This is a genomic window from Marinobacter flavimaris, assembly GCF_045057155.1.
Taxonomy (GTDB): Bacteria; Pseudomonadota; Gammaproteobacteria; order Pseudomonadales; family Oleiphilaceae; genus Marinobacter; species Marinobacter manganoxydans.
Genome location: NZ_CP171359.1, coordinates 807,804 through 833,198 on the forward strand (window position 1 = coordinate 807,804; position 25,395 = coordinate 833,198).

Annotated in this window: 24 protein-coding genes; 13 read left to right on the top strand and 11 right to left on the bottom strand. The window is 58.5% G+C overall.

The features are described 5' to 3' along the window. Nucleotides 1-2: 2 nt before the first annotated feature. The 5 genes from rsxD to metG are packed head-to-tail and all read right to left on the bottom strand — an operon-like array spanning nucleotide 3 to nucleotide 6,168. Nucleotides 3-1,052: an electron transport complex subunit RsxD gene (gene rsxD / locus ACGK9W_RS03855; protein ID WP_053114912.1), complete on the bottom strand. Its 1,050-nt coding sequence runs from the start codon at nucleotides 1,050-1,052 to the stop codon at nucleotides 3-5. 21 nt (nucleotides 1,053-1,073) lie between these two features. After that, a complete protein-coding gene (rsxC, locus tag ACGK9W_RS03860) occupies nucleotides 1,074-2,903 on the bottom strand; it encodes an electron transport complex subunit RsxC (RefSeq protein ID WP_405419110.1) in 1,830 nt (609 codons plus the stop codon). Beyond that, entirely contained in the window at nucleotides 2,903-3,481 is a 579-nt protein-coding gene (gene rsxB, locus ACGK9W_RS03865; RefSeq protein ID WP_405419112.1) for an electron transport complex subunit RsxB, read from the bottom strand. The genes rsxC and rsxB overlap by 1 nt, the downstream gene beginning before the upstream one ends. A gap of 29 nt (nucleotides 3,482-3,510) precedes the next feature. Then, nucleotides 3,511-4,092: an electron transport complex subunit RsxA gene (gene rsxA / locus ACGK9W_RS03870; RefSeq protein ID WP_014576726.1), complete on the bottom strand. Its 582-nt coding sequence runs from the start codon at nucleotides 4,090-4,092 to the stop codon at nucleotides 3,511-3,513. Between the two features lie 45 nt (nucleotides 4,093-4,137). Then, nucleotides 4,138-6,168, bottom strand: coding sequence for a methionine--tRNA ligase (metG, locus tag ACGK9W_RS03875; RefSeq protein ID WP_405419114.1), 2,031 nt, complete (start codon nucleotides 6,166-6,168; stop codon nucleotides 4,138-4,140). Between the two features lie 198 nt (nucleotides 6,169-6,366). On the opposite strand from metG, the gene apbC reads away from it, so the two are divergent. The 4 genes from apbC to ACGK9W_RS03895 all read left to right on the top strand — a co-directional run bounded on the left by apbC (nucleotide 6,367) and on the right by ACGK9W_RS03895 (nucleotide 10,262). Then, the gene (gene apbC, locus ACGK9W_RS03880) at nucleotides 6,367-7,467 is read left to right on the top strand and encodes an iron-sulfur cluster carrier protein ApbC (RefSeq protein WP_053114915.1); all 1,101 of its coding nucleotides are present in this window, start codon (nucleotides 6,367-6,369) and stop codon (nucleotides 7,465-7,467) included. 280 nt (nucleotides 7,468-7,747) lie between these two features. Further along, entirely contained in the window at nucleotides 7,748-8,314 is a 567-nt protein-coding gene (gene dcd / locus ACGK9W_RS03885; protein WP_008172848.1) for a dCTP deaminase, read from the top strand. Continuing rightward, entirely contained in the window at nucleotides 8,311-8,910 is a 600-nt protein-coding gene (locus ACGK9W_RS03890) for a YjaG family protein (protein ID WP_008172846.1), read from the top strand. Before dcd ends, ACGK9W_RS03890 begins: the two co-directional genes overlap by 4 nt. A gap of 74 nt (nucleotides 8,911-8,984) precedes the next feature. Continuing rightward, nucleotides 8,985-10,262: a valine--pyruvate transaminase gene (locus tag ACGK9W_RS03895; protein ID WP_053114916.1), complete on the top strand. Its 1,278-nt coding sequence runs from the start codon at nucleotides 8,985-8,987 to the stop codon at nucleotides 10,260-10,262. Here ACGK9W_RS03895 and ACGK9W_RS03900 read toward each other — a convergent pair. The 3 genes from ACGK9W_RS03900 to purM all read right to left on the bottom strand — a co-directional run bounded on the left by ACGK9W_RS03900 (nucleotide 10,259) and on the right by purM (nucleotide 12,807). Further along, complete coding sequence (locus tag ACGK9W_RS03900) at nucleotides 10,259-10,993, bottom strand: DUF3108 domain-containing protein (protein WP_008172842.1); 735 nt, start codon at nucleotides 10,991-10,993, stop codon at nucleotides 10,259-10,261. The genes ACGK9W_RS03895 and ACGK9W_RS03900 overlap by 4 nt on opposite strands. 90 nt (nucleotides 10,994-11,083) lie before the next feature. Next, nucleotides 11,084-11,746 (bottom strand): phosphoribosylglycinamide formyltransferase, encoded by a 663-nt coding sequence (purN, locus tag ACGK9W_RS03905; RefSeq protein ID WP_014576731.1) that lies wholly within the window; start codon nucleotides 11,744-11,746, stop codon nucleotides 11,084-11,086. Next, a complete protein-coding gene (gene purM / locus ACGK9W_RS03910; RefSeq protein ID WP_092031940.1) occupies nucleotides 11,743-12,807 on the bottom strand; it encodes a phosphoribosylformylglycinamidine cyclo-ligase in 1,065 nt (354 codons plus the stop codon). The genes purN and purM overlap by 4 nt, the downstream gene beginning before the upstream one ends. A gap of 219 nt (nucleotides 12,808-13,026) precedes the next feature. On the opposite strand from purM, the gene ACGK9W_RS03915 reads away from it, so the two are divergent. The 5 genes from ACGK9W_RS03915 to ACGK9W_RS03935 are packed head-to-tail and all read left to right on the top strand — an operon-like array spanning nucleotide 13,027 to nucleotide 16,787. Beyond that, a complete protein-coding gene (locus ACGK9W_RS03915; protein ID WP_405419120.1) occupies nucleotides 13,027-14,304 on the top strand; it encodes a DUF2066 domain-containing protein in 1,278 nt (425 codons plus the stop codon). A 21-nt stretch (nucleotides 14,305-14,325) separates the two neighbouring features. Further along, nucleotides 14,326-14,886, top strand: a complete 561-nt coding sequence (locus ACGK9W_RS03920; RefSeq protein ID WP_169702144.1) for a CDP-alcohol phosphatidyltransferase family protein — start codon at nucleotides 14,326-14,328, stop codon at nucleotides 14,884-14,886. Next, nucleotides 14,883-15,581, top strand: coding sequence for a DnaA regulatory inactivator Hda (gene hda / locus ACGK9W_RS03925; RefSeq protein ID WP_062784873.1), 699 nt, complete (start codon nucleotides 14,883-14,885; stop codon nucleotides 15,579-15,581). Before ACGK9W_RS03920 ends, hda begins: the two co-directional genes overlap by 4 nt. Before the next feature lie 60 nt (nucleotides 15,582-15,641). Continuing rightward, nucleotides 15,642-16,439 (top strand): ParA family protein, encoded by a 798-nt coding sequence (locus tag ACGK9W_RS03930; protein ID WP_008172831.1) that lies wholly within the window; start codon nucleotides 15,642-15,644, stop codon nucleotides 16,437-16,439. Nucleotides 16,440-16,451: 12 nt separating this feature from the next. Beyond that, complete coding sequence (locus tag ACGK9W_RS03935) at nucleotides 16,452-16,787, top strand: YqcC family protein (RefSeq protein WP_008172829.1); 336 nt, start codon at nucleotides 16,452-16,454, stop codon at nucleotides 16,785-16,787. Here the strand turns inward: ACGK9W_RS03935 and nadC are convergent, their stop codons facing one another. Then, on the bottom strand, nucleotides 16,788-17,627 hold the full coding sequence (gene nadC, locus ACGK9W_RS03940; RefSeq protein ID WP_219119829.1) for a carboxylating nicotinate-nucleotide diphosphorylase: 840 nt from the start codon (nucleotides 17,625-17,627) through the stop codon (nucleotides 16,788-16,790). Between the two features lie 223 nt (nucleotides 17,628-17,850). Here nadC and ACGK9W_RS03945 point away from each other — a divergent pair, with 223 nt between their 5' ends. From ACGK9W_RS03945 to ACGK9W_RS03960, 4 genes are all read left to right on the top strand, one after another. Continuing rightward, on the top strand, nucleotides 17,851-20,148 hold the full coding sequence (locus ACGK9W_RS03945) for a DUF1631 domain-containing protein (protein ID WP_405419127.1): 2,298 nt from the start codon (nucleotides 17,851-17,853) through the stop codon (nucleotides 20,146-20,148). 114 nt (nucleotides 20,149-20,262) lie between these two features. Next, nucleotides 20,263-20,844 carry a 1,6-anhydro-N-acetylmuramyl-L-alanine amidase AmpD gene (gene ampD, locus ACGK9W_RS03950; protein ID WP_228732831.1) on the top strand — a complete coding sequence of 194 codons (582 nt, stop codon included), beginning with the start codon at nucleotides 20,263-20,265 and terminating at the stop codon, nucleotides 20,842-20,844. Beyond that, nucleotides 20,845-21,732, top strand: coding sequence for a hypothetical protein (locus ACGK9W_RS03955; protein WP_008172824.1), 888 nt, complete (start codon nucleotides 20,845-20,847; stop codon nucleotides 21,730-21,732). A gap of 120 nt (nucleotides 21,733-21,852) precedes the next feature. Beyond that, a complete protein-coding gene (locus ACGK9W_RS03960) occupies nucleotides 21,853-23,883 on the top strand; it encodes a methyl-accepting chemotaxis protein (protein WP_405419130.1) in 2,031 nt (676 codons plus the stop codon). 46 nt (nucleotides 23,884-23,929) lie between these two features. Here ACGK9W_RS03960 and ACGK9W_RS03965 read toward each other — a convergent pair whose 3' ends face one another. Further along, nucleotides 23,930-24,487 (bottom strand): cob(I)yrinic acid a,c-diamide adenosyltransferase, encoded by a 558-nt coding sequence (locus tag ACGK9W_RS03965; RefSeq protein WP_014576743.1) that lies wholly within the window; start codon nucleotides 24,485-24,487, stop codon nucleotides 23,930-23,932. A 13-nt stretch (nucleotides 24,488-24,500) separates the two neighbouring features. Then, a complete protein-coding gene (locus tag ACGK9W_RS03970) occupies nucleotides 24,501-25,394 on the bottom strand; it encodes a ketopantoate reductase family protein (protein ID WP_053114922.1) in 894 nt (297 codons plus the stop codon). Nucleotide 25,395: the final 1 nt, after the last annotated feature.

A 25,395-nucleotide genomic window follows, 5' to 3' on the forward strand; every position in this document is an offset into this window, starting at 1 on the left:
GATTACCCCTGGCTCCCCGGTACACCCCGACGGGCCTTGTGGTGGCCATAAGTGCGTGGAGGTGTGTAATGATCAATGAAAGGAACGGCAAAATTCATCAGCAGAACGCTGAACGCCACGGCGTCGGGATAATTGCCCCAGGTGCGGATCAGGTAGATCAGAATGCCAATTCCCGCTCCATAGATGAGTTTCCCCTGGTGGCTCGTAGCTGCTGACACCGGGTCGGTAGCGATAAAAAAGGCACCGAGCATGGTCCCGCCTGCAAGCAGATGCAGGGATAGTGGTGCATAGAGGTCGGCATTGTTGCCAAAGGCCAGGCTCATTACGATCATCCCACCAAGAAATCCTGCCGGAATGTGCCAGGTAATGATCCGCAGGGCGATGAGCAGAAGGCCTCCTGCCAGAAATGCCGCATTGACCCATTCCCAGCCTCTGGCGATACCCTCACCAAACGTCGGGTGGTTCAGCACCTCGGTTGCTGTGTGGGTTGTTATCTTGTGTTTGTACTCGTCAAGAGGCGTTGCCATTGTCCAGCCATCGACCGCTGTTTGGTGGCCGGAGGCTATGGTTGCCAGGGTCTCGCCAAAGCCCGGAGCACCGTCCCAGAGCATGGCGGGCTCTGCCCAGTTCGTCGTCATCGCCACTGGAAAAGACACCAGAACCAGGGCGTAACCAACCATGGCAGGGTTGAAAGGATTTGAGCCCAGCCCGCCATAGAGTTGTTTGGCCACAACGATAGCCGAGATCACTGCGACCGCAGATACCCACCAGGGCGCAAACTGTGGCAGCGACAGACCTAACAGAAGGCCGGTGACGGCGGCCGTATTGTCTTTGATGAAGAAGGCGACCGGCTTTTTTCTGAGCTTGAGCAGGGCAGCTTCAGAGGCGATCGCCAGGGCAATACAGAAGACCACGTTGATCAGGTTGCCCCAGCCGAAGAATAGCGTCTGGGCCAACAGGCCAGGCAATGCCGCAATAAGAACCCACAACATCACGCGGGATGTTGGCCGGGCCTTGTGGGCGTGTGGCGATGACTGCTGAACAAATGCCATGGATGTGTTGCCTGATCTCGTTTAGTGGGTTGTCTGGGATTCAGTCGGACCGGCGGCCAGCTTTTCTCTGGCCTCAGACAGCGCCTCTTCCGCTCTTTGCACCCGATCGTGATTCTTGGCCACGGCCCTCTCCAGCTTCTCGACGTTGTCTGCCTGCTGGGCTTTGGCGTCATCAAGCATGCCTTGCATGGTTTCCAGCTTGGACCTGGCCTGCTCCAGCTGCTTCTCAAGGGCCTCGATGTCGGGCTTTTCTTCGGTCGGCGGTGCACTGGGGGCAGGCGACTGGGACGCTTGTGCCTTTGCTTTCTTACGGGCCAGGGCCTGCTCCACAAGCGCCGACTTGGCGGCACGTTCGTCAACAGCCTGACCTTCGGCGGCCGCTTTCTCCGCCTCTGCCTGTTTCTTCGCGGCTGCTTCGGCTGCGGCCTGCGCCCGCTCCTTGCGCCTCAGTTCTTTCTCCTGTTGCTCGCGCTCGAGGCGTGCCTGGCGTGCCTCGAAGCGTTCCCGGGCCCGGTCGGCTTTCAACTGTTCTGCCTGTTGGGCACGGATTTCACCCTTGGCGAACCGATAGTACTGAACCAGCGGAATCGAACTCGGGCAAACATAGGAACAGGCGCCACATTCTATGCAGTCAAACAGGTTCAGGTGCTCCGCCTTTTCAAATTCGGTGGCCTTGGCGTGCCAGAAAAGTTGCTGCGGCAACAGCTCCATGGGGCAGGCTTCGGCGCACTGGCCACACCGGATGCAGGGTTGTTCCGGTGGTGGTGCCGGCAGTTCAGCTGCCGTTGCCGCAATCACGCAGTTGGTGGTCTTGATGACCGGTACCGCTTCGGTCGTGAGTGTGTAACCCATCATGGGGCCGCCAAGCACCAGGCGGCTGACCGCATCCTGGTTAACACCAGCCTGCCCGAGCAGATGCTCAATCGGTGTGCCAATAAGCGTTTCGAAGTTGCCCGGTTCCCGAACGGCTTCCCCCGTGATGGTAACGATTCGGGAAATCAGCGGCGTACCCTCCAGGACCGCATTTGCCACGGCAACGGCGGTTCCGATGTTCTGGCACATCACGCCGATATCGGCGGGAATTCCGCCGCTGGGCACTTCCATGCCGGTCAGTATCTGGATCAGCTGTTTCTCGCCACCGGAGGGATACTTGGTAGGAACAACCGCAATTTCGGTCTGGGTGCCTTCGGTGGCTTTTCGCAGCGCGGCAATGGCTTCGGGTTTGTTGTCCTCAATACCGATCACGCAACGCTCGGGGCGCAGAATCCACGCCATGATTTTCAGCCCGGCAACCACCTCGTCGGCCTTTTCCCGCATGGTCATGTCATCAGCGGTGATATAGGGCTCGCATTCTGCGCCGTTCAGAATGAGCGTGCTGACCTTGCGATCCCTTGGTGGCCGGAGTTTGATATTGGTGGGAAAGCCGGCTCCACCCATACCGGAAATACCGGCATCACGGATAATTTGCAGAACCTCGTCGCGCTCCAGAGAACGATAATCCGCCACTGGACTGCGCTGGCACCATTGGTCCTCGCCATCCGGTTTCAGGGTGATGCACCGGTCCGCCATACCTGAGGGATGGGGGACAGGGAAGTCGGCGATGCTCTCGATCACTCCGGATGTCGGTGCATGAACGGGAACGCCCATGCCGGTTTTAACGTCGGCAATTTTCTGGCCCTTCAAGACCCGCTCACCGATCTCAACAATGGCCTCCGCCGGATCACCGATGTGCTGCTGAAGTGGCAGAACCAACTGGGCAGGCATGCCCGCATCGCGAATCGGACGCGCGGTCGAGATGTCTTTGTGTTCCGGAGGATGGATACCGCCGGAGAAGTCCCAGAGTTGAGTCATCAGGCACTGGCTCCCTGGCGATCGGTGGCAATGAGTCCGGATTTGGGCGGTGTCCAGGTCCAGGTACGAATATCGGGTTCCACCGTCACCATGTCGATGCAGTCCACCGGGCAGGGATCAACACACAGATCGCAGCCGGTGCATTCGCTCTCAATGACCGTGTGCATCTGCTTGGCGGCGCCAAGAATGGCGTCCACAGGGCAGGCCTGGATGCACTTGGTGCAACCAATGCATTCGTCCTCACGAATCACCGCAACCCGTTTGACCTGTTCAACGCCGTGTTCGGCATCCAGGGGTTCCGGTTCCACATCCAGCAGGTCTGCCAGTGCCTTGATGGTAGACTCGCCGCCCGGCGGGCATTTGTTGATCGGTCCCCCCTCGGCAATGGATTCGGCGTAGGGCCGGCAACCGGGATAGCCGCACTGGCCACACTGGGTCTGGGGAAGAAGGGCGTCAATCTGATCCACCAGCGGGTTGCCCTCCACCCTGAACCGTTCGGCCGCAAATCCGAGCAGGCCGCCGAAAACAACGGCCAGGGCCAGAAGCACCACAACGGCAACAAGAACGCTTGTCCACATAACCTGTTACTCCTAATCCCGCCGGCCGATCAAACGCTGACTAGGCCGCCAAAGCCCAGGAAAGCCAGAGCCATCAACCCGGCTGTCACCAGCCCGATGGCAGCACCGCGAAAGGCCACCGGCACATCGGACACGGCGATGCGCTCACGCATGGCAGCGAACAGCACCAGAACCATCGAAAAGCCCGCTGCTGCACCAAATCCATACAACACGGACTCAACGAAGTTGTTGTTCTTGTTGATGTTAAGCAGGGCGACGCCCAGCACCGCGCAATTCGTGGTGATCAACGGAAGGAAGATGCCCAATACCCGGTAAAGCAGCGGGCTGGTTTTACGCACCACCATCTCGGTGAACTGAACCACCACGGCAATCACCAGGATAAAGGTGATGGTTCTGAGGAATGCGAGGTCCAGCGGCTCGAGCAGGTAGGTATAGGCAAGGTAACTGCACACCGAAGCCAGGGTCAGCACGAACGTGGTGGCCAGGGACATCCCCATGGCCGTTTCCAGTTTTCCGGATACGCCCATAAAGGGACACAGGCCCAGGAACTGAACCAGTACAAAATTGTTCACCAGAATGGTGCTGACCAGAATCAGCAGATATTCGGTCATTTACCTTGCTCCATTGGCACCTGTCAGCGCTCGGCCCGGTCGCCCTTACATAATCCGCATGCCGGGCGTGGCGCCCGAATCCGGGGACAGGATAAAGATGTCCTTGCCTCCCGGGCCGGCCGCCAGAACCATACCCTCGGACATTCCGAACTTCATCTTCCGCGGCTTGAGGTTGGCGACCATGACGGTCAGGCGTCCCTCGAGATCTTCCGGCTTGTAGGCTGACTTGATACCAGCAAACACGTAGCGCTCGCCATGCCCTATGTCAAGGGTGAGGCGAAGAAGCTTGTCGGCACCTTCCACATGCTCTGCTTTGACAATTTTAACGACCCGAAGATCCACTTTCGCGAAATCGCCAAATTCTATTTCATCGGCGATGGGTTCAAGATTGGCAGCGGGTGCCGGTTTTCCGGTCGCTGCGGGCAACTCCTCCTTGGAGGAATCCAGCATTTTCTCGATCTGGGCCATATCCACACGGTTCATCAACGGCTTGAACTTGTTGATGCCGTGGTTCTCCAGGCGTTCGCTCCGATTGTTCCAGTCCAGCGGTGCATTCAGGAAAGCCTCGGAGGCCTTGGCGGTCTCCGGCAGCACCGGTGCCAGATAGGTCATCAGAAGATGGAACATGTTGATGGCGTTGGTGCAGATGGCCTGGAGATTCTCGTCCTGGCCTTCCTGCTTGGCGATCACCCAAGGCTGCTCATCATTGACGTACTGGTTGGCAATGTCTGCCAGTTCCATGATCCGTCTCATCGCGCGGCCGAATTCGCGGGACTCGTAGTATTCCTCGATTTCCTTGCCGGCCTCGATGAATTCCTTCAGTTTGGCGTGCTCGGTGACCTGGCCAAGCTGGCCGTCGAAGCGCTTGGTAATGAAACCGGCACTGCGGCTGGCAATGTTTACCACCTTGCCCACCAGATCCGAGTTCACCCGGGCAGCAAAGTCTTCCAGGTTCAGGTCCATGTCATCCACGTTGCCGGTCAGCTTGGCGGCGAAGTAGTAGCGCAGGTATTCGGGGTTCAGATGATCCAGGTAAGTGCGCGCCATGATGAACGTGCCGCGGGACTTGGACATTTTCTTCCCGTTAACGGTGACAAAGCCGTGAGCCCAGACTGCGGTTGGTGTGCGGAAGCCCGCATCGTGCAGCATGGACGGCCAGAACAGCGCGTGGAAGTTGATGATGTCCTTGCCGATGAAGTGGTAGACCTCGGCGGTGGAATCGGCCTTCCAGAAGTGCTCGAAATCGATGCCTTCCCGGTTGCAAAGGTTCTTGAAGCTGGCAAGGTAGCCGATCGGCGCATCCAGCCACACGTAGAAGTACTTGCCGGGCGCGTCCGGAATTTCGAAACCGAAGTAGGGTGCATCACGGCTGATGTCCCACTCCTGAAGGCCTGCGTCCAGCCATTCAGCCAGCTTGTTGGCCACCTGGGGTTGCAGCGTGCCGCTGCGGGTCCACTTGGCGAGGAAGTCCTGGAAATCCGGCAGCTTGAAGAAATAGTGCTCGGACTCTTTCTCGATCGGTGTGGCGCCGGAAACCGCCGAGCGCGGATTGATCAGCTCGGCCGGCGTGTAGGTTGCGCCACAGGCCTCGCAGTTATCCCCGTACTGGTCCTCGGTCTTGCACTTGGGGCAGGTGCCCTTGATGAACCGGTCCGCCAGGAACATGTTCTTTTCAGGGTCGTAGGACTGGGTAATCTTGCGCGTGGCAATGTGCCCGTTTTCCTGAAGCTGACGGTAAATATATTCCGAGAAATAACGGTTCTCTTCGGAATGGGTGGTGTAATAGTTGTCGAACCGGATGTGGAACCCGGCGAAGTCCTCCTGATGCTCCTCGCGGATCCGGTCGATCAACTGCTCGGAGGTAATGCCTTCCCGCTCGGCACGAAGCATGATGGCAGTGCCATGGGCATCATCGGCGCAAACGTAGTAACAATTCTGGCCACGCATCTTCTGATAACGCACCCAGATGTCGGTCTGAATGTATTCCAGCAGGTGCCCCAGATGAATAGGGCCGTTGGCGTACGGCAGGGCGCTGGTAACCAGAATATCGCGCTGTTGTTTGCTCGCTTGCGTCATGGTGATGTCCGAACCTTATGTTGACACGGGTTGGAAAGACAAAACGGGGAACTGGTGGCTGTCTTGATTGATTGCCCCAGGTAAAGACCCCATATGGTCAGAAACGGGCACAGATGATACCTTCCGAGCAGATAATTTTCACCCGAATCACCTGTTTCCGTGCTTAAAATCGAGCATGAGCTTATTCCGGAGAACCCGATGACACAGATTTCTGAGCAGGCCCTGCAATCAGCGGTTCGCGAGTACCGTGATCCTTACCTCAACAAGGACCTCTACCAACTGGGTGCCGTAAAATCCCTGAACGCCGACGAGCGCGGAAACGTCACCCTCATGGTCGAGCTGCCATACCCCTCGAAAGGCATTGCAGGTGCCCTCAAGCAGCTTGTCGGTAATGCTCTGGAAGACGTCGCCGGTGTCGAAAATGTGGACGTCCACGTGGGCCAGAAAATCCACTCCTACAAAGTCCAGAAAGACCTGCCCGCAGTACCCGGCGTGAAAAACATCATCGCTGTCGCGTCGGGCAAGGGTGGCGTCGGTAAATCCACCACTGCCGTCAACCTGGCCCTCGCACTCCAGGCCGAAGGCGCACGGGTCGGCATCCTGGACGCCGACATCTACGGCCCCAGCATCGGCATGATGCTCGGCGTGCCCGAAGGCAAACGCCCGGACACCCGCGAAAACAAATACTTCGTCCCCATGGACGCCCACGGCCTCCAGGCCAACTCCATGGCTTTTGTCGTTACCGAGAAAACCCCCATGGTCTGGCGCGGCCCCATGGTCAGCGGCGCCGTGATGCAACTGCTCCAGCAGACCCTCTGGAACGAACTCGACTACCTCATCGTCGACATGCCCCCCGGCACCGGAGACATCCAGCTCACCCTGGCCCAGAAAGTCCCGGTAACCGGCGCCGTCATCGTCACCACACCCCAGGACATTGCCTTGCTGGACGGCAAGAAAGGCATCGAAATGTTCCGCAAAGTCGATATCCCGGTGCTTGGCGTGGTCGAAAACATGAGCGTCCATATCTGCAGCAACTGCGGCCACGAAGAGCCCCTCTTCGGCCACGGCGGCGGTGAGCGCATTGCCCAGGAATACGACACCACACTCCTCGGCCAGCTGCCCCTGCACATGACCATCCGCGAACAGACCGACGGCGGCACCCCCTCGGTAATCGCCGAACCGGACTCCGAAGTGGCCCGCCGTTACCGCGATATCGCGAGAAGGGTAGGGGCTGAACTGTCCACTCGGGAGCGGAACCTTTCCGGTTCGATCTCAAGCGTTTCAGTGACGGAGCACTGACAACGTCTCAAGGTTTGCGGCGTTTCACTCCGATGTTAGTTCGCGGTCTTAGGGGCAGCCTTCCAAAAATGTCGAAGGCCATGGATGGCCTTCGCCAAGCGCACATGGATGTGCTCGTAGCGGTTTTTGGAAGGCTGCTCCTATGAGCGCAGCCCGCCAATTCTGAGGTCCGAGCACCCAGCCGCAGCCCCCAGAAGTAAAGACTCGACAGCCTTCGACAGACCCCAAGGGAAAAGGTAAACTACGCCCCAATTTTCCCAGTGGATACGAGACTTCGCCAATGAGCATCAAATCCGACAAGTGGATTCGCCGGATGTCCGAACAACACGGCATGATCGAACCGTTCGAAAGCGGACAGGTTCGTGAAACCGAAAAAGGCCGCGTGATCTCCTACGGCACCTCCAGCTACGGCTACGACGTACGCTGCAGCAACGAATTCAAAATCTTCACCAACGTCCACTCCGCCACCGTGGACCCGAAGAACTTCGACGAAAACAGCTTCGTCAACTACACCGGCGACGTCTGCATCATCCCGCCGAACTCCTTTGCACTGGCCCGCACCGTTGAATACTTCCGCATTCCACGAAGCGTCCTGACCATCTGCCTGGGCAAGTCCACCTATGCGCGTTGCGGCATCATCGTCAACGTCACCCCGCTGGAACCAGAATGGGAAGGCCAGGTTACGCTGGAATTCTCTAACACCACCAACCTGCCGGCGAAGATCTACGCCAACGAAGGCGTCGCCCAGATGCTCTTCTTTGAATCCGACGAGATCTGTGAAACCAGCTACAAAGACCGGGGTGGCAAATATCTTGGCCAGACCGGCGTGACCCTGCCCAGGACATGAACGCCAACCAGTTCCTGAAAGCCGTTTCACAACTGCAGGGATGGCGCGAATGCGCCTTCCTGCTCGCTCTGGCTGAGCGCTCATTCCCGAACTACGCCCTGTTTGCCGATGCCATGGGCCTGAAGACCGGTGCCAAAATGCGCCAGCTTCTCGATCTTGGCTGGGACTTGCTCCAAAAAGACGTCTCCGAATCGGCGATCCCGCAGTTGCTCGCCAAACTGGAAACCCTGTCGCCGGACGTGGACGCCTACGACGCCTACGGTGTTTACCCGGCCTTCGACTTCTGTCAGCTACTGGAGCAGGCGCTGCTGAACCGCCTGAACCCCTCCAAACACCGCGCTACCGATGCGTCACAGATGGCGACCGGAACCGTGATGAACTTTATTGAGCTGTCCGAAGGGGAAGACCTCGAGGAAGACGAGCTCGTCCGTCTGCTTGATCATCACCCGTTGATGAAAGAAGACAAAACCTTCCAGCGGGACCTGATCCTGGAGCTGAAGCGCCAACGCACGCCAACCGATCAGTTCGTGGCCCGTCTCCGGGAGGATGCAGCCAACGAGGGCGTCAGTAACCTTGGCATTTCGCTCACCGAATAAACGTTGGGGAGCGAGCAAGCTACACTTTCGGTATTACCCGTTGTATTCAGAATAGGTCAGATGGATTTTATCCCATGAAACTCTCTGCTTTTGGTCGCAAGTTCACCGCCGATGCCGGTATCACGTCCCTCATGGATGACCTGGGTAACGCCATGGCATCCGGCGACGACATGATCATGATGGGCGGGGGAAATCCCGGGCATATTCCCGAGATCCAGCAGAGAGTACAGGAAATTCTCGCGGATATGAGTCGTAACGAGGGCGATGTTCGCCGTCTGGTCGGCATCTACGATCCGCCTCAGGGGGAAAAGCAGTTTATCGCCTCGCTCGCCGAGCTGCTCAACCGCGAATATGGCTGGGGCCTGAAACCTGAGAATATCGCCCTGACCAACGGCAGCCAGGCGGCCTTCTTCATGTTGTTCAACATGTTTGGCGGAGACTACGGCGACGGTAACCGCAAGCATATTCTTTTGCCGCTTGCGCCCGAGTACATCGGCTACGCTGACGCTGGCATTGAACCGGGCCTGTTCCATGCGGTGCAGCCGGACATCTCGTTCACCGACGCCCACGAGTTCAAATACCGGGTGGATTTTGATGCCGTAGAGGTTACCGGTGAGACCGGCGCTATCTGTGTGTCACGTCCCACCAATCCGACCGGTAACGTCGTTACTGACGAAGAGCTTGCCCGGCTTGAAGAGCTCGCCCGCCAACACGACATACCACTGATCGTCGATGGCGCGTATGGCACACCATTTCCGAGCTTGCTGTTCGTTGATGCAACACCCACCTGGAACGACCAGATCATCCTCTGCCTGAGCCTCTCGAAGCTTGGTTTGCCGGCAGCGCGGACCGGAATCGTGATTGCCGCCGAGCCGGTGATCAAGGCGTTGTCAGGCATTAATGCCATTATGAACCTGGCCACGGGCAGTTTTGGCGCCATGCTGGCCGAGCCTCTGGTTCGTTCCGGCGAAATATTGTCCCTGAGCAGGGATGTGGTTTGCCCGTTCTACAAGGCGAAGATGGAACGGGCGGTATCCGCGTTCCGGGAGGCCATGGGAGAGGACAGCTGCCGCTGGTATGTGCACAAGCCCGAGGGCGCCATGTTCCTGTGGCTCTGGTTCCCGGATCTGCCGATCTGCAGCCTTGAGCTGTATCAGCGGTTGAAGAGCCGAGGGGTTCTGGTCGTTTCCGGACACTATTTCTTTCCCGGATTACCGGAAGATGGCTGGAGGCACCGGCATGAGTGTCTGCGCGTGACCTACTCCCAGGACGACGATCGGGTTGCCGAGGGCCTCCGGATCATTGCCGATGAGGTCAAGGCCGTGTGGCGCGAGGCCGGGCGTGAGGTCTAGCGCTCGAACTCTGCTTCCTTGAGTTTCAATTCGTAGGTGCTGCCGTCCGGCTCAACCTGCCTGAGGCGGACTAGCAGGAAATTCTGCTCCGGCGAGAACCACATCAGCGTCTGGCGCTTGGAATCCTCGCGAACCTTCTCCGCCTTCAGGGTGGCGCTCTGTTTGTTGCCGGTGCTCATATTCTCGCCATTGATCACCGCGAAGCGATCGGTGTCGATAGAATTACCGTCGAGCACCCGATAGGTCATTTCCCGCTTGCCATTCTTGATGTCCTGGTGCAGCTGAAGCTGGTAGCCCAGCGGATCCAGGAGGCCTTCTTCCAGCGCCAGTTCGAAGGGCTTTCCCTTGTATTCCCCGGTTGCGACGCCTGCGGACCAGTCGAAGTCGATAGAGTTCTTGCGGTCGCTGATCAGGAAACCGGATAAGCGGTATCGGTATCGCATGGGTATGACGTGCCCGTCCTCCCAGCGGAATACCAGCGATTCATCGATGCTGACAATGAAGGAGTCGACATCCGTGCGGTACAGCCAGACATCGTTGCCCTGGGAGGAGAGTGTGCGTTTTGCGGTGCCATTGAGAGAGAGACCCTTCTCCATGGCTGCGGTATAGCTGGCCTCGAAGGGGGTCAGGTCCGCTTCGGTCTCGGCATGCAGTGTGACCGGTCCGGCGAGAATGCCGAGACAGGCCAGCAGTGCGGCGCAACCAAATCTGATGAGACGTCGTGAAAGCATCTTGTTAAACCCGAACAATTACCGTCATCAATGGCGACAGTGTAGCTGCTCGGGCAGGATGCGGGGATGACAATTCGTTCAGGCGATGCCTCAGTTGTCCGGCAAGCGCATCGGAGCGTTCAAGGGTTCGCCGTCGAACAACACATAATCGCTACCCAGTTGAATCCGGCCCTCACAGAACCAGCGCACAACAATGGGGTAGAGGATGTGTTCCTTGGCCTGCACCTTCTCCGCGAGGCTTTCTGGCGTGTCATCGGAAACAATCGCCACTTCTGCTTGGGCAATCACGGGGCCACCATCCAGCTCTTCGGTAACGAAGTGGATGGAAACGCCATGTACGGTATCGCCCGCTTCCAGTGCACGACGGTGAGTATTCAGCCCGGTGTACTTCGGCAACAGGGACGGGTGAATGTTCAGCATCTTACCCCGGAATGCCCGAACAAAATCCGTGGTCAGAATGCGCATGAAGCCTGCCAGGACAATCAGATCCGGATTGTATCGGAGGATTTCCGCCATCAGGGAGGCATCAAACTCATCCCGGGATTCGAAATTCTTGTGGTTTACCACAAAGGTCTCGATATTTGCCTGGGCCGCGCGCTCAAGGGCAAACGCGCCGGGCTGGTTGCAGCCAACGGCAATGATCTGCCCGGGAAAATCCCGCTCCCGGCTGGCGTCAATCAGTGCCTGAAGGTTGGTGCCGCTTCCGGATGCGAGCACCAGGATTTTCGGTAACGGGGTCTGATCTGCCTTCATGCCGACAGCAGCCCCGGTGCATAGCGAACGCAGGCATCTGCCTGTTCGTCATCGGCACGTTCGATCAGGCCTACCTGCCAGGCATGTTCGCCCAGTGCTTTCAGGGTATCCAGGGCCAGCTCCTTCTGGTTGGCAGGCACGCAGACAATCATGCCGATACCACAGTTAAAGGTGCGGTACATCTCTTCACTGGCAACGCCGCCGTTGTCCTTGAGCCACTGGAATACCGGGGGCAATGACCAGCTGTTGGTATCGATGGCAGCGATGGTGCCGTTCGGCAGCACCCTGGGAATATTTTCCGGCAGGCCACCACCAGTGATGTGGGAGAGGGCACGAACGTCGACTTCGCGAATCAGCTGCAGAAGATTCTTTACGTAGATTCGAGTCGGTGCCATCAAGGCGTTGGCCAGGGTGGTATCGCCGATTGGCTGCTCGAGGTCAGCGTTGCTGACTTCCAGAATTTTCCGGATCAGGGAGTAGCCGTTGGAGTGAGGGCCGGAAGAGCCCAGGGCAATCAGCACGTCTCCGGCCTGGACGCGGCCGCCGTCAATAATCTCGCTGCGTTCGGCAACGCCTACGCAGAAGCCAGCCAGATCGTAGTCGTCGCCTTCGTACATGCCCGGCATTTCAGCGGTTTCACCGCCGACCAGCGCACAGCCAGCCTGCTCGCAGCCCTCGCCGATTCCGGCAACCACCTGAGTGGCAACGTCTACGTTCAGCTTGCCGGTCGCGTAGTAGTCGAGGAAGAAAAGCGGTTCAGCGCCGCCGACAACCAGATCGTTCACGCACATGGCGACCAGGTCGATGCCGATGCTGTCGTGCTTGTCCAGTTGCATGGCCAGTCTGAGCTTTGTGCCCACTCCGTCGGTGCCGGAAACCAGAACCGGTTCGTTATATCCGGCGGGGATGGAGACCATGGCGCCGAAGCCGCCGAGACCGCCAAGAACCTCGGGGCGGCGGGTGCGCGCGGCGGTGTCCTTGATTCGGCTGACGAGTTCATTGCCGGCATCAATATCTACGCCAGCATCGCGGTAGGTCAGGGAGGGCTTCTGTTCGCTCATGGTGTACTTAACCGTTGGCCAGTGGGTCAGGCGGCGGATTTTAACAGGTGCGGTGTGGCGCTCCAAATGTATATTGCTTTTCCGAAATCCGGGGCCGCTACTCACACCCTGGGGCATGGTGTATCCTATGCGCCATTCATGCGAATTGCAGGGTGTTTCATGTCAGTATCAGGGCAAAAGCCGGCACACAGGTCTTTATCCGGGACGTGGGTAGTTGCGTTGTTCACCGTTCTGCTGTCTGGGTTTTCCGCCCAGGCGAGTGCCGTGACGGTTTCCGGTCTCTATTCGGCAAAGGTGCCAGTGGAAGGGTCCTCGTCGGGTCAACTCGCCCAGGGATATGCAGACGGGCTGAGCCAGGTACTGGTAAGGGTTTCCGGTACCCGAGACGTACTGGCGATGGAGGGCGTTGAAGCCCTGCTGTCCGATGCCGAGTCGTTACTTCTTTCCTATCAGGTTGCCCGTGGCGAGTCCGGCCAGAGTGTTCTGAGCATGTCCTTCGGAGCGGTTGGCGTGAATCGCGCGCTGGCTGCAATTGATGCGCCGGTGTGGGGTGCCAACAGACCGCTCACACTGGCCTGGATTGCTGCCGAGGATCGTGGCTCGAGAACACTCGTAACACGGCCCGGGGCCGGCTCTGGTCAGGAAGACGCAGGAGCCTGGAGGGCTGCGTTCGATGAGGCGGCCAGAAAGCGTGGCTTGCCCGTGGCGCTGCCCCCGTCAGATTTCAGCTCTGACCGCGAATTGCTCTCGGATATCTGGGGGCAGTTTATTGGTCGGGTGAAGTCTGCATCCGGGAATCTGGACCATGATGTGCTCGCTTTGGTGCGGGTCAGCCGTGCTGGCGGGCAATGGCGTGCCGGCTGGGTCTTCGATGGTATGGCCATGAATGCCGGGGAAGAGTCGGTAACCGCCGATACCCCGGAAGCGCTGGCGGAGGCGACGATAAACCGCTGGGCGGAGCTATACGCCAGCCGATACGCGGTTGCTGCATCGGAAGTGGGCGATTCGCCCCAGGTGGACATTGTGCTGCGTGGCGTTACGTCGCTTGAAGACTATGCCGGCGCCAATAAGGTGCTGGAAGGACTGACCCCCGTGGTTAGCGTTGGTGCCCATCGGGTACGGGACGAGCAACTGACCCTGCGGGTGGCTTTCTCCGGTGAGCTGGACCAGCTGCGGGAGTACATCGCCCTGGATCCGCGCTTCGTTCCAATGGAGGCCGACGTTCCGGCAGAACCTCCGGTTACCGCCCGCACAGCAGAGGACCAGGTGGCTTCGTCTGGGCCGAACCCGCAAGAGGCGCTCGAGAGCGAGGTATCGCAGCTGGCTGGCCCGGATCAGCAAACCTCTGCGGAGGCGTCTGAAGAGACTGCCCTGTTTACCTATCAGCCGGTGCCCGTCGATGAGGAAGATGCCAGGGAGGCGTTCGAATCCCTGTACCAGGTTCTGTATTATCGTTGGCAACCGTCTTCTGTCATCGGGAGCGATGGCGGCGAATAAGGTGTAACCGGAGGGAGTCTTTTGAATTTGCACCGCTGGCGCTGGATTCCCAATGCCCTGACGTTCCTGCGCATTCTTCTGATCGCTCCCTTCGCGGGAGCGTTACTGATCGGAGATTATCGCCGAGCGTTGCTGATATTCTTTCTGGCCGCCGGCACAGACGCGGTTGACGGCTTCCTTGCCCGCCATTTCAATTGGCGTTCCAGGCTTGGTGCAATTGCAGATCCTCTCGCCGACAAGGCCTTGTTGATCACCGCGTACCTGATGCTTACTCTCACCGCTGTTCTGCCCGTGTGGCTGTTTCTGCTGGTGTTGGGGCGTGACCTGCTGATTGTGGTCGGCGCTCTGGCCTACCACTATAAGGTTGGTCGATACGATATGGAGCCCAGCATTCCCGGCAAGATCAATACGTTTATCCAGATTCTTGTAGCCCTGGCCATCATCGTGCTTCTGGCGGACCTGCCGATGCAGCCCTGGGTGGTGGATGCCGGCATTATCCTGGTGGCTGTTTCCACCGTGTTCAGCGGGGGGCATTACCTGTTTGTGTGGGGCTTGCGGGCCTGGAGGGCTACCCGGCCATGACCGCATCCCAGTTGGTGCTCGGGGTCAAGCTGCGTGACGACGCCCGATTCGACAATTTCCATGGCGACCGGAACACGAGCGCAGCCCAGCGTCTTGAAAGCGTTTGTCAGCAACCTGATGATATGCCTGTCGTTGTTCTGTGCGGTGATGCCGATACCGGCAAGAGCCATCTTCTACAGGCTGTGTGCCACCTGGGCGAAAAGCAGGGCAGGGCAGCGGTGTGTATCAGCATCGCAGAGCTAGAGCCTTTTGGTCCCGATGCCTTGTCGGGGCTTGAGACCCATGAGATCGTCTGTCTTGACGATGTCGACCGTATCGCAGGCCAGCGGGTGTGGGAAGAGGCCATTTTTCATCTTTATAACCGGATTCTCGATCGAGGCGGCCTTTTACTGGTGAGTCTGGCCGATTTGCCGGCCAGTTCGGCCTTTGAGTTGCCGGATCTGGTCTCCAGATTTAGTCACGGGCTGATCATCCAGTTGGGTATTTACCGGGATGAGGATCGCCTGACCATTCTCAGAGCCCGTGCCGAGAAACGTGGCCTGGTGATGGCGGATGATGTGGCCAGCTATATAATGCGCCGGGCGCCCCGAAGGCTCGGTGATTTGCTGGGGATTCTGGATATACTGGATGAAAATTCACTTCAGGCACAGCGACGGCTTACTATCCCGTTTGTGAAGACAGTGATGGGGTGGTGAGTTGGAATGGGTTCATCGCAGGGCAGAAATCGATAACGGATTCATCAAGGGAGAGGCAAAATGAGACGGGTGGTATTCAACCAGAAAGGCGGTGTCGGCAAGTCCAGTATCACGTGCAATCTCGCAGCTATCAGCGCCGCTCGTGGAAAGCGAACCCTGGTCGTGGATCTTGATCCGCAGGGAAACTCCACCCATTATCTGCTGGGCAAGCCTGCCAGCGAGCTCAAGGACACCGTTGCGGATATGCTGGAGCAGACGGTGGCCTTTACCGTGTTCAATCGCCGTCCGGACGAATTTGTCCATGCCTCACCGTTCAAGAACCTGTTTGTGATGCCCTCCAGCCCGGAGCTGGATTTCCTCGAGCGCAAGCTGGAGGCCAAGCACAAGATATACAAGCTGAGGGAAGCCCTGAAAAAACTGGGTGAATCCTTCGATGCGATCTACATCGATACCGCGCCGGCGCTCAATTTCTATACCCGGTCTGCCCTGATTGCAGCCCAGCGCTGCCTGATACCCTTCGACTGTGACGATTTTTCCCGTCAGGCGCTGTACAACATCCTCAACGAGATTCGTGATCTGCAGGAAGACCACAACGAGGATCTTGTTGTCGAAGGGATTGTTGCCAACCAGTTCCAGCCGCGGGCCAGCCTGCCCAAGCAGCTGGTCAGGGAGCTTACCGAGGAGGGCTTGCCGGTTCTGCCTGTGCGTCTCTCGAGTTCCGTGAAGATGAAAGAGTCCCACCAGAGCCGACAGCCCCTGATTCACATGGCACCCAAGCACCCGCTGACGCGCCAGTATGAGGACCTGTTCCGGGTTCTGCATGGCGAAACCGTGGAGCTTGAGCCGCTTAACGATTGAAGCGAGACTGATATGACCGAATCCGGTAACCCGGTCGGGCAGGTTGCGGACTGCCTTCTGAACATTGAGATGGAGTTGCGGCAGCTGGGGCTCTGGGAGTCAGAGCCGCCACCGGACGAGGCGTTCCAGAGTGCGCAGCCCTTTTGCATCGATACGCTGGAATTTACCCAGTGGCTGCAATTTGTTTTTGTGGAAAGAATGAAGATCATTATCGAAAATGACCACCCGTTGCCCTCGGCCTCCGGCATAGCGCCGATGGCCGAAGAGCATTTCCGGGGGCGACCGGAGTCCGGTAGCAGGCTGGTTCGGGAGCTGGAGGTGATCGACCGCCTGCTTAGCGGGGAGTGATCAGTCCAGTCTCATTGACAGGTCGACAGCCTTCAAATCCTTGGTCAGCGCGCCAATCGAGATGAAGTCCACGCCGGTTTCGGCGATCGGCACCAAGGTGTCGGCATTGATTCCCCCGGATGCTTCCAGCTTTGCTTTGCCACCCGTGGTAGCGACCGCGGTCCGCATGTCTTCAAGTGAGAACTCATCCAGCATGATGATGTCTGCACCCGCTAGAAGGGCCTGTTCCAGCTCGTCAAGGTTCTCGGTTTCCACCTCCACCGGTTTGCCCGGTGCAATCCGGTGGGCGGCTTCAATGGCCAGGGCAATGGAGCCGCAGGCGGCAATGTGATTTTCCTTGATCAGGAAGGCATCCCACAGCCCGATCCGGTGATTGAAGCAGCCGCCACAGGTTACAGCGTATTTCTGGGCCAGGCGCAGACCGGGCAGGGTTTTACGGGTATCCAGCAGTCGAACACCGGTGTGTGCAACCCGGGCGGCATAGCCTGCGCAGGCGGTCGCAACGCCAGACAGGGACTGGAGCCAGTTCAGAGCCGCGCGTTCGGAGCTTAGCAGGCTTCGTGCCGAACCCTGCATGGTAAACAGCACCTGATCCGGCGACACGGTCTCGCCATCGGCAACCTGCCAGTCGAGCTCAACGGCCGGATCCACCTGTCGGAAAACCTCGTCCACCCACTCCCTGCCCGCGACGATGGCGGTTTCCCGCGTAATTACCCGCCCTGTTGCCTGTTTGTCGGCGGGTATCAGTCTGGCCGTGATGTCGCCATCGCCGATGTCCTCCCGCAGACTCTGGGCAACGTTTTCAATTCTGGCCTGGCGGAGGAGTTCAGGGGCAATCATAGGGCAAAAAGTCCGGTGCAGTGGGTTGTCGGCGTTTCAGGCTGCCAATTCTAAAGCGCCGCTGGTGAATCGCCAAACTCTTGGGGCAGGGCTGCTAAACTGTGATGCACGTCAGGTCTACACAAAAGGTGACAAATTCTGACACAACCTGACGTGGGCAGCTCGTATCATGTGAAGTGGAGAAATAAACAGGCAATTGTGTAATACAAGGCGGAGCAGCGAGATGGTGCACGATAACAAGGTTGTCAGCTTTTCAGGCCAGAAACCGCCCGCCCGGTTTTCTTTGCCTGCGTCCCTTGTGCGCCTGCGTGACGCATCGGGTCAGTCCCTCAAGTCCGTTCTTGCCAGTTTTTTCGATCGTGCCGATGATGCCCTGTTTGAACTCGCCGACAGAGCCGGCTCCAACCTCGACCAGACCGCCTACTTTGATGCCATGCGGGAGCTCAGGCTTCGTCGCAAGGCCATGGTGGTCTCGATCCTCCAGTATGTCAGCCAGGCTTTCAATGAAATCGGCAGGTTCCAGCCCCAGCAAAGTGCCAGGTCCCTGGATGAAGTTGACGAGGACTCTCTCAGCCTCGTTGACCATTCCCAGCTTGAGCAGCAGGTGGCAGTCGACAATCTCATAAATAAACTCCGGAACCGTTATACCGAACAGATCCGTCTGCTTACCGTCCGGGTCGGGCATCTGGTGCCGGGCATCGAGCTGAAAGACGCACAAATGCCGCTGAGCCCTGAAATCATCTGTGGCGGTGTTGCCGAGGCCTGTGCAGACCTCGACATTGATATCCGGGCCAAGCTGGTGGTTCTGAAGCTGTTTGATCGCCTGCTTGCCGATACCCTCGGTGATTTCTACAAAGAAGCCAATCGCACCTTGATCAGTGAAGGCGTAATGCCTGACATGAAACGACCGCCCACCGGCAAGGTGCCCTCCCGCTCCGGTCAGCGTGGGTCAGGAGAGAGTTCAGTGCCGACCAGTGCCAGCGGCCGGGCGGATTCTGCCAGCCAGGGTCAGGGTATGTCTCAGTCACAGGCTACTTTCTCGGAGCTCAGCGCGCTGTTGCATCGCGGTGAGTCCAATGCTGTCACTGGCGGATCCCCGGTCGGCGAAAGCTACATTGATACCGACAGGCTCATGGCCCGTTTGACTGAAGCGCAGTCGAGCAGCAGGCAATGGGGTGAAGGTACCGTTGTACCTCTGAACGAGCAGCTTCAACCCATCCTGCGTTCCGGCGATGGCAATAGCCTGAGCGTTGGGCAGGTCGACAGTGACGTGATCAATCTGGTTTCCATGCTGTTCGACTTTATTCTGGAAGATCGCCAACTGCATCCGGTGATGAAAGCATTGATCGGGCGCCTGCAGATTCCGGTGCTGAAAGTGGCGCTTAGTGACAAGAACTTTTTCAACCGGGGCGGTCACCCGGTTCGAAAACTGCTTAACGAGCTGGCACTTTCGGCCATTGGCTGGACCGAGAAGAAGGCCGGGCAAAGAGACCCGCTTCGGGACAAAATCGAATCGGTGGTAGATCGGGTTCTGACAGAGTTCACTACCAACGTCTCTCTGTTTGAGGAGTTGTTGAAAGATTTCAGCCACTTCATGGATCTCGATCGCCGACGTCGTGAGCTCGTCGAGCAACGTCTTCGGGATGCTGAAGAAGGGCGGGCTCGACAGGAGCGGGCGTCCCAGGCGGCGGAAGGCCTGGTTAAGGAGCTGACAGAGCAGCGGGACGTACCCGAACCGGTTGCCGGCCTCCTGAGCGAAGCCTGGACCCGGTACCTGCAATGGGTTGTCCTCCGGGAGGGCGAGGAAAGCGACCGGTGGCAGCACGCCCGGAACCTGACCGAGCAGTTGGTCTGGAGTGTGGATCCGCGCCCGGTCACTGATACCACCAGGTCAGATCTGCTAAGGGCAATACCGGCCATTGTGGACGACCTTCGCAAGGCACTGCAGGATATTTCCTGGGACCCGTTTGCCACCGATGCGGCCATTCGCGACCTTGAACTTGCCCATGTGGACGTTTTCCAGCGATTGGTGACGGCTCCGTCCAGGCCGGAATCACCTTCGGAACCAGAGGATCTGCTCGTTCCGGAACCCGCTGCTGAGCAGCCCGTCGAGCCCCCTGAGCCGGCGGCCGAAGACGCTGTCAAAGCAACGCCCGCGCCGGCCGAGCCTGAAGTGCCTGTTTCTGTGGTCAGCGAGGCTGCCTCCCAGGCGGACGCTGAAACGCAGACTGCTTCAGTATCTCCAGAGTGGCTGTCAAAGGCCGAAAGCCTGCGTGTGGGTTCCTGGATTGAACTTACCCGCGACGAAACCCGGGTGCGCTGTAAGCTTGCGGCCTTTATCAAGGCTACTGGCAAATATATCTTTGTGAATCGCAGTGGCGCGAAGGTGGCAGAGTATCTGCGTCAGGAACTGGCCGCCGACATGGAATCCGGGAAAATCAGCATGCTGGATGATGGTCTGATCTTCGACCGGGCACTGGAGTCGATCATCGACAACCTGCGCAGCAGCCGCAAGGACTGATTCGTAGCAACCGTGGCAACTTTGTGATTCAATCAGAGGCTGTAATGCTCTGAAACTTTTGGAATTACTTTGCCCGATTCAGACGTTTTTTCCGAACGCCCTACCGCCTCCGGTATCGATGGAAATTCGCTTCGCGAAACCGGGCGGATTTCCTTCGCCCGCTGGACCCCTTCGCCGAATTTCGGGCCTCGTCCGGATGGAGCGGGCATCTCTCTTCTGGTCGTCCACAATATCAGCCTGCCTCCGGGCCAGTTTGGTGGCCGCGAAATAGAAGACTTCTTCTGCAACCAACTCGACCATTCTGCGCACCCCTACTTCAAGACTATCGAGGGCGTCCAGGTGTCTGCGCACCTGCTGATTCGCCGCGATGGCGCGCTGGTGCAGTTTGTCAGCCTGCTTGATCGGGCCTGGCATGCCGGCCGATCGTGTTTTGAAGGGCAGGAGGAATGCAATGATTTTTCCATCGGGATTGAGCTGGAAGGGACCGACGACACCCCTTACACCACCGAGCAATATCGCATGCTGGCGAAAGTGGCGGACCTGATTATGACGGCCTGGCCGGATATCACGGCCAATCGGATTACCGGGCACTGCGACATTGCGCCCGGCAGGAAGAGCGATCCCGGCCCGGCTTTTGACTGGCGGTATTTCCGGTCAGCCCTGGAAATAGTCCGAGGATCGGGGAGGAACGTCTGAATGGTATTTGTTGTGTTTCTTCTGGCCTACATGGTACGCAGGCGTCTGGATTCCCTGGACATGCTGTCTGGCGATGAGGTCTGGCGTCGTTGGTTCCGCTACGGCAGCCGGGTCAGGGCGGGCCATGAATCGGGGATAGCGACCGGGCTGGCACTGGTCCTGTTGCCGGCCCTGATACTGGGGCTTGCGGAATACCTGCTGGTGTCTTCTGGCTGGAGAATGGCGGCTTACCCGCTGGAGTTCCTGGTGCTGGTCGTCCTTATGGGAACGCCGGGCTGGCGACAGGTACTGCGGGCCTATGCGGAGGCGTGGCACCGGGGAGACATGCAGTCGGCCTGGCATCATGTGAAAGACCTTCTTCCGGCCGATGAACGGGGAGCCGCAGTGTCTCCCGAGGCCATGCACCTCTCCCTGTCCAAGGCACTGATGGTTTCGGTGTTCCAGCGCTTTTTTCTGGTGGCTTTCTGGTATGTGGTTGGCGGTATCGGTCTCGCGGTCCTGGCGCGTGGGCTGGTAGCGCTCGCCGAGCAATGGCCGCAGGCGCCGGCCAGGCCCAGGTTTGCAAAAATGTCCGACCTTGCCGGCTGGATTCCTGCCAGGCTTTTGTCGTTAACGTTCGGAATTGCCGGAGATCTGGCCGGCTGGCTGCGTGAAACTCGCCAGACTCTGACCGGAATCTCCAAAAAAGCGGGCGAGGTACTCATGATTTCGGCCAACGGGTCGTTAACCGGGTATGCACTGGATCCAGCGAGGTTTTCCCGGATTCACCCGGATGAGTGGACAGCGTTTGGGGGAAGGAGTCTGCGAGCGGTAAGGGATCTGCTGAACAGAAGCATGCTGGTATGGATATGCATACTCGCCCTGCTGGTTATTTCCGGCGTCGTTTAGCCCGGATTTTATAAAACATTACAGTTTAACAACAAATAAAGCTTAAGTTTTTAAGACTTTAGGCGACAATGGAAGAAAAGAATTAACGTTCAGTGGTTATTTGCCAGCACGAGGGTCCCTGTGAAGCAACTCATTAATCCTGCCATTGCCCTGATGAACCGGCTGCCGATGGTCTACAAGTTCAGTCTCATCAGCATTCTGTTCCTTTTACCAATTGGTGGGCTGTCCTGGCTTGCCATTTCCGAGCTGAATCGCTCGGTTCAGACCATGACCCGGGGTGTCGAGGGGCTGGAGCAACTCCAGCAAGTGGATCGGCTGGTGGATGCGGCGATGGATTATCGAGACTATCGCTCACCGGCGATCATCAAGGATGAGAGTGCCATTACCGCAGTTTCCGAAGAAGCGGCCACTGAGATTGATAGCCTTTTGGCGGCTCTGACCGCAGAAGAGCGCTCGTTCGATACGACTGGCTCCTGGGCCGATCAGGTTGAAGGCCTTCGCCAGGAGTGGGAAGCATTGCGGGCCGATGACAATTATCAGGGCAGCTTCGATCCTCAGTTCAAGTATTATCAGGAATTCGTCCAGAAGGCACAGGCGCTGCTTTCGGCCACCATTGAAATCTCTGGTTTGGGGCAGGGGGCCTCAAGAGAAAACCAGTTGATTCTGGGCCTGGTCCAGGACTCTCTCCCGGCTGCACGCACCGTGATCGGTCGGGCAAAATCCTACGGAATCTTCGCACTGGTCGAGGGGCAGGTAGGTTACGCCCTGAGCGAAACCCTGAACGAAATCTATGACCAGTTGACCAATCGCACCTCCTTGCTTTCGCCGGCCTTGGCTCTTGCTTCTGAAGCATCGCCGGCCCTCGCCAATCAGGCGGGCAACGCCATTCAACGGGTTGACGAGAGTTTGATGGTGGTTCGGGATCATCTGGATCTGAACGTGATAACGCCAATGCGTCTGGAAATGCCCTGGACCGAATACGACGATCTGATGTCCAGGCAGTTGGCCCACTACGACGACGTCAAGACGGCTGCCTTCAGCGTGGTCGACTCGAACCTGCGCGCACGGCTCGAGAGTGAGATCAACCAGCGTCGCCTGATTGTGGTTGCCCTGATCGCCGTGCTGCTTGTGGTTGTCTATCTCTACATCGGCTTCTTCATGTCCGTACGTACCGCCATCAACCGCTTCAGCGAAGCCGCACGGAACGTTGCCGCCGGCGACATGACCACGCACATCAGTTTGCGCAACCGCGATGAGCTGGGCGAGTTGACGACGGAATTCAATAACATGACCGACCGGATTGCCGAGCTGATCCGCTCTGTCAGCCGGACGACGGCGGACGTAGACCAGCAGGCCACCCGGGTCAATGACACCGCTGCGGCCAATAGCGAAGCGGTTGCGCGTCAGATGGAAGAAAGCGGCCAGATCAATGAAGCCATGAACCAGATGGTTGAGGCGGTTCATGAAGTCACCGAAAGCGCGCACCGGGTTGCGGACAGCGCGAGCAATGCCGAACAGGACACAGAAACCGGCCGGGGCGTGGTGGCCGACACGGTTGAAACCATCAACAAGCTGGCGGGTGAAATCTCAGGCGCGGTGGAAGTGATCAACCGGGTCAGCAAGGACAGTGACAACATCAGTCAGGTGCTGGTCGAGATCAAGGCCATCGCCGAGCAGACCAACCTGCTCGCCCTGAACGCCGCGATCGAGGCGGCCCGGGCCGGGGAGCAGGGGCGTGGTTTCGCGGTGGTTGCCGATGAGGTTCGCTCGCTGTCACAGCGCACGCACAAATCGACGGAAGAAATCGAAGGCATGATTTCCCGGCTCCAGAGCGGCGTCAAAGACGCGGTGTCGGCCATGACCAACAGCCGGGACGTGACCGAGGCAACGGTGCAGAAGTCCGGAGAGGTGACAGAGGCCCTGGATAGAATCGCCAAGGGCATCTCCGTGATCGTGGATATGAGTCACCAGATCGCCCAGGCCGCCGAAGAGCAGTCTGCCGTCGCGAAAAACGTGAACTCGAACGTTGAGCAGATTGGCGAGCTGGGCCAGAAAACCGCCGCCAATGCTGAAGAAACCCTGGGTTCTTCCAGAGAAATGTCGCAACTGACAGCGTCGCTTCAGCGTCTGGTGGAAGCCTTCAAGGTCTGATCGGTGCGACCTTTGCGCGCGATCAGGCGCATAAAAAATCCGGCCCTTAGAGGCCGGATTTTTTTTGTTCCCAGAGAATCTCTTCGCCACCCTCGCGCCGGGCCAGTACGCGGGCGATGACAAACAACAGATCCGATAGACGGTTCAGGTAGTGTCGGGAAGCGGTGTTGATAGAGTCCTCATGGCCGAGGGCGACGACAACCCGCTCTGCACGACGGCAGACCGCCCGGGCAAGGTGACATTGGGCGGCGCCGGGACTGCCTCCGGGCAGGACAAAATTCTTCAGCGGTGGCAGGCCTTCGTTGTGCCGGTCCAGGGTGCCCTCCAGCCATTCGATGTGTTCGTCACCAATCACACGGCTGCCGGGGATGGCAAATTCGCCCCCCAGGTCAAACAGATGGTGCTGAATGCGGCGCAGGCTCTCCACCAGTTCGTCGTCGCTGTCCAGGGTTTCGATTAGCAACCCGATATGGCAGTTGAGTTCATCAGCGGTGCCCATGGCTTCAACTCGCTGGGCATTCTTGGCAATCCGGTTGCCATCGGCCAGGCCCGTGGAGCCATCGTCTCCGGTACGGGTGTAAATCTTGGAAAGGCGGTTGCCCATCAGTCTGCTCCTGTTAATGTGACGACAGTTGTTGTACCCGTTCGGTCAGCATTTGGTTCACCGGCGTGTCGATACCGAGTTCTTTTCCTAGTTTTGCCAGATACCCGTTGATAAAGTCTATCTCGGTTTGGCGTTTGCGGAGAACATCGGCACGCATGGACGATGTGTTACCCGCGGTGTTTTGAGCGACCTGTTCAATGCGTTGGCGCAGGGAATCCGGTGTTTCCGTGATCTGGGCGGCGGCGCTCATCAGCTCTGATAGTTCCCGGCAAAGCTCGTCGATGGTGTTCTGATATAGCCCTGCAGACAGGATGTCGCCATTGGGGCAGTTCAGGATGGCGGTGTAGGGATTGATGCCCGCATTGACGATCAGTTTCTGCCAGAGTCGCTGAAGGATGGCCGGCTCCCGATGGATGGCCAGGCCGGAGTCTTCCAGCATGGCGACCGCGCGGTCCACCGAGAATCTGGCCTGCTCCGTCAGCGGACCCACCCAGGTATCGCCGGTACCGGCATGGACGAGAAGCCCCGGTTCAGGTCGATTTGCGCCCTCGGTGGTGGTTGCGGCCAGGATCGGGCGCTCCGGCCACCGCTCGGCGACAGCTTGCTGGCTGCCCAGTCCGTTCTGGAAAAGCAGGATGGGGATATCAACGGGTAATTGGTCGATCACGCCTGCTACAGCGCTCAGGGTATCACCGGCCTTGGTTGTCACCAGCATCAGGTCCGGCGTGTCGCCGGTCGTGAGGAAGGGAATCTGTATGGAGGATTCCGGCCCCTCAAAGGGCCGGAAACGGTAATCGACGCTTGAGTCGGTGGGCTCGCCCGGTTTGGCGACGAAGGCAACGCAACCGTTGGGTAGCATTGCGCCCCAGAGCCTTCCCAGAGAGCCTGCACCGAGAATACCGATCATG

Excerpts from the sequence above, each read along its gene's own strand:
- rsxD (WP_053114912.1), bottom strand. The coding sequence starts at position 1,052 with ATGGCATTTGTTCAGCAGTCATCGCCACACGCCCACAAGGCCCGGCCA.
- rsxC (WP_405419110.1), bottom strand. The coding sequence starts at position 2,903 with ATGACTCAACTCTGGGACTTCTCCGGCGGTATCCATCCTCCGGAACAC.
- rsxB (WP_405419112.1), bottom strand. The coding sequence starts at position 3,481 with ATGTGGACAAGCGTTCTTGTTGCCGTTGTGGTGCTTCTGGCCCTGGCC.
- rsxA (WP_014576726.1), bottom strand. The coding sequence starts at position 4,092 with ATGACCGAATATCTGCTGATTCTGGTCAGCACCATTCTGGTGAACAAT.
- metG (WP_405419114.1), bottom strand. The coding sequence starts at position 6,168 with ATGACGCAAGCGAGCAAACAACAGCGCGATATTCTGGTTACCAGCGCC.
- apbC (WP_053114915.1), top strand. The coding sequence starts at position 6,367 with ATGACACAGATTTCTGAGCAGGCCCTGCAATCAGCGGTTCGCGAGTAC.
- dcd (WP_008172848.1), top strand. The coding sequence starts at position 7,748 with ATGAGCATCAAATCCGACAAGTGGATTCGCCGGATGTCCGAACAACAC.
- ACGK9W_RS03890 (WP_008172846.1), top strand. The coding sequence starts at position 8,311 with ATGAACGCCAACCAGTTCCTGAAAGCCGTTTCACAACTGCAGGGATGG.
- ACGK9W_RS03895 (WP_053114916.1), top strand. The coding sequence starts at position 8,985 with ATGAAACTCTCTGCTTTTGGTCGCAAGTTCACCGCCGATGCCGGTATC.
- ACGK9W_RS03900 (WP_008172842.1), bottom strand. The coding sequence starts at position 10,993 with ATGCTTTCACGACGTCTCATCAGATTTGGTTGCGCCGCACTGCTGGCC.
- purN (WP_014576731.1), bottom strand. The coding sequence starts at position 11,746 with ATGAAGGCAGATCAGACCCCGTTACCGAAAATCCTGGTGCTCGCATCC.
- purM (WP_092031940.1), bottom strand. The coding sequence starts at position 12,807 with ATGAGCGAACAGAAGCCCTCCCTGACCTACCGCGATGCTGGCGTAGAT.
- hda (WP_062784873.1), top strand. The coding sequence starts at position 14,883 with ATGACCGCATCCCAGTTGGTGCTCGGGGTCAAGCTGCGTGACGACGCC.
- ACGK9W_RS03930 (WP_008172831.1), top strand. The coding sequence starts at position 15,642 with ATGAGACGGGTGGTATTCAACCAGAAAGGCGGTGTCGGCAAGTCCAGT.
- ACGK9W_RS03935 (WP_008172829.1), top strand. The coding sequence starts at position 16,452 with ATGACCGAATCCGGTAACCCGGTCGGGCAGGTTGCGGACTGCCTTCTG.
- nadC (WP_219119829.1), bottom strand. The coding sequence starts at position 17,627 with ATGATTGCCCCTGAACTCCTCCGCCAGGCCAGAATTGAAAACGTTGCC.
- ACGK9W_RS03945 (WP_405419127.1), top strand. The coding sequence starts at position 17,851 with ATGGTGCACGATAACAAGGTTGTCAGCTTTTCAGGCCAGAAACCGCCC.
- ACGK9W_RS03955 (WP_008172824.1), top strand. The coding sequence starts at position 20,845 with ATGGTATTTGTTGTGTTTCTTCTGGCCTACATGGTACGCAGGCGTCTG.
- ACGK9W_RS03965 (WP_014576743.1), bottom strand. The coding sequence starts at position 24,487 with ATGGGCAACCGCCTTTCCAAGATTTACACCCGTACCGGAGACGATGGC.
- ACGK9W_RS03970 (WP_053114922.1), bottom strand. The coding sequence starts at position 25,394 with ATGATCGGTATTCTCGGTGCAGGCTCTCTGGGAAGGCTCTGGGGCGCA.